The organism is Burkholderia sp. Ac-20384 (assembly GCF_017104605.1).
Taxonomy (GTDB): domain Bacteria; phylum Pseudomonadota; class Gammaproteobacteria; order Burkholderiales; family Burkholderiaceae; genus Burkholderia; species Burkholderia lata.
In genome coordinates this window covers 1-2,561 of the sequence record NZ_JAAGPE010000565.1, presented here as the reverse complement: position 1 = coordinate 2,561, position 2,561 = coordinate 1, and the positions used below count along the sequence as shown (strand labels likewise).

The 2,561-nt window shown below is 60.1% G+C and carries 2 protein-coding genes; both read left to right on the top strand.

The features are described from left to right. Positions 1-1,334 precede the first annotated feature (1,334 nt). Positions 1,335-1,751 (top strand): hypothetical protein, encoded by a 417-nt coding sequence (locus G3O00_RS41725; protein WP_175971933.1) that lies wholly within the window; start codon positions 1,335-1,337, stop codon positions 1,749-1,751. Continuing rightward, the gene (locus G3O00_RS41720) at positions 1,744-2,484 is read left to right on the top strand and encodes a type IV secretion system DNA-binding domain-containing protein (RefSeq protein WP_241025593.1); all 741 of its coding nucleotides are present in this window, start codon (positions 1,744-1,746) and stop codon (positions 2,482-2,484) included. The genes G3O00_RS41725 and G3O00_RS41720 overlap by 8 nt, the downstream gene beginning before the upstream one ends. Positions 2,485-2,561: the final 77 nt, after the last annotated feature.

Genomic DNA, 2,561 nt, shown 5'->3' with positions numbered 1-2,561 from the left:
CCGACCCCGCGATTTCCGCGTCGGCACCGGGCGGGCCGCCATCCGCGCCCTGGCGCGGCCGTCGCCCCGCCCGGACCAACCATCCAGAGCGCAATGCACGCATTGCGCTACTCACGCGCGGCGGTCGCCACCGTCGCGCCCGCCGATCTGACCCGCCCTGGCTCCGAACTACCGACCCCGCGTCTTCCGGGCAGGTACCGCGCGGGGCGCCACTCGCGCCCTTGCGCGACCGTCGCCCCGCGCGGACCAACCATCCAGAGCGCAATGCGCGCATTGCGCTGCATCTGCCCGGCAGCCGCCCAGTCGCGACCGCCGTGAACCGCAACGCCGCCCTTCCCTCACAGCGTTTTCTCTCTGGTGATCGCCCGCCCCCATCTTTCCTCGGCCGAATTCCGCGCACGCCGGCAGGTTTTCCACATACCCACCGGTCCCCGCGCTTCTCCCGTTTCCCACAACCAACACCGTTGTGGAAAACGGCGCGCGGCCGACGCTCTTGCGATGTACATGCATCGCGGCTTCGGTCCGGACCCGTGGATATGTGGAAAACCTGCGTGGCATAACCACCGCCTCCGCTCCGAATTTCTCCCTGTCCGCTCCCTGCCTCCGTTCCACCTCTCTTTTCCGTTTTTTCCCGTGCTGAACGGATCGACGCTCGCCTGCGTTTCTCTTTCTCGTATCGATGGCTCGATCTCTACCGTTCCTCAAAATTTTCTCGGTGCTCCAATCTGGCGAACGTCTCATGGTGACGAGATCCTCGCTCTTGCCGGCTGCGATGCTGATCGCGACGCCTGCTGAAAAACCGGTGCTACCCGGACCTGTCCGGGCATCACCATCCAGATACCGTCCGTTCGGGGGGCGACCCGTGGGGCAAGCCCCACCCCCCGACCAGACGGTCACACACCACGCAACTCCGTTGCGGGTGCGTAGAGCCTTGCTGCGCAAGGCTCTACGCTGGCAGACACCGGGACGCATTTGCGCTGACACCGAAAAACGCATCGAATCGCTGAGCGTCTTGTTGGATAAGGGCGTAACGTGGCAGCCAAACGTCGCGTGCCCCCGCAAATTCGCAGAAAACCGTGCCGATTGGTGCCGAGAATGGCCAGCTAGATTTAAATGTCGGACTCCGAAATGGCAGACACCGAATCGAAAAAAACGCTATAAATAATTGAATGTAAAAGAGGAATTTGGAGCGATTGCAACGTGCATCTCGAACGGAACACGGCAGACACCGCAAACCATTTTCGTCAGCTATAATGTCCTAACTATTTGATTAGCCGGCCTCTTTAAGAAGGCCGGTCGGGGAAAAATGGGGTGATGTGTATGCTGAGGCGCACATGCCACGTTCCAGTCACGCCAGCAAAGGCAAATCCGACCGTATTACCATTCGGTTCGACAGACCCACCGACCAGTTTTATCGCAGAAAAGCGAACGAGGCTGGGATTCCTGTTGCCGATTTTCTTCGCCAAATCCTCGTTCGCGGAATCGTCAACGACAACGTCGAACAACTCGAAAAGCGGCTCAACGCGCTGCTGGCCGTCATGCCAGATCCCGCGCAAACATCGAAAAGCGGATCGCCGGGCGCCGGCGGAATCTCTGCCGGCGAACTGCCTCCCGATCTCGTCCGCGCGGTCTTTCTCTGCCGAGAGGTTCTGACGACGATCATCAGCGATCGAAACGTTCAACTCTTTCACCAGGCTCAAGATCGGGCCGAGGCTGCCACCAAGAAACTGATGGGAGGCAGCCATGGCTGATCAACGCTCGCCCAGTGGCATCGCGACTTTCTCCCGTGGGACTGCGCTTTGGTGGCAGCAAGCCAAACTGCTCACCAGCGCGATCGTCGCCGTGGTTATCGCGTCGATTCTCGTCGGTGCCATCGCCGGTGCCGCTTACCTCTACTTCATCACGTCGGCGCACACACGCTATCTGACCGTCAAGCACCTCGAGGCTGAAATCCTCACCGTCGTGCCCATGGCCAATCCAAACGTATCGTTCCATCTTGGCAACGACGACACCGAACTGCCGCCGGCCGCCGCGCTCTCGTTTACCGAAGACGCCGCCGACGAGTTTTTCGTCTACGTGCGCAATGCTGCCCTTTACGCCGTTCTCACAGCCATTGCGGTGACATTTCTCACCGTCCTGTTCTGGATGGAATACGGGCGTGGGAAACTGACTGACAGGCAGGTTCGCGGTGCAAAGCTCGTCAAACCGAAAGCACTCGTCAAGGAACTGGAGGCGCGCGACGACGCCAGCCCTTATCGGATCGCCGGTGTGCCGATGCGCAAGAAGGCGGAAGTTCTCAACACGCTTTTTGCCGGCGCACAGGGAACGGGGAAATCTCAGCAGTTTTTCGGCTTGATGGAGCAGGTGCGGGCCAATGGAAAGCGCGCTATCGTCTATGACCCATCAGGCGAATTTACGGCCACGTTTTTCCGTGATGACCTGCCCCCGGTTTTAGTCCGGACTGCAGTTAGAGTCCAAGGTTAAAAACTGCTGCTTTGCATCGTGCGCCAAGGCGAACTGCACCGGCGTCAGATAGCCGAGTGAGCTATGAGGCCGCTCGG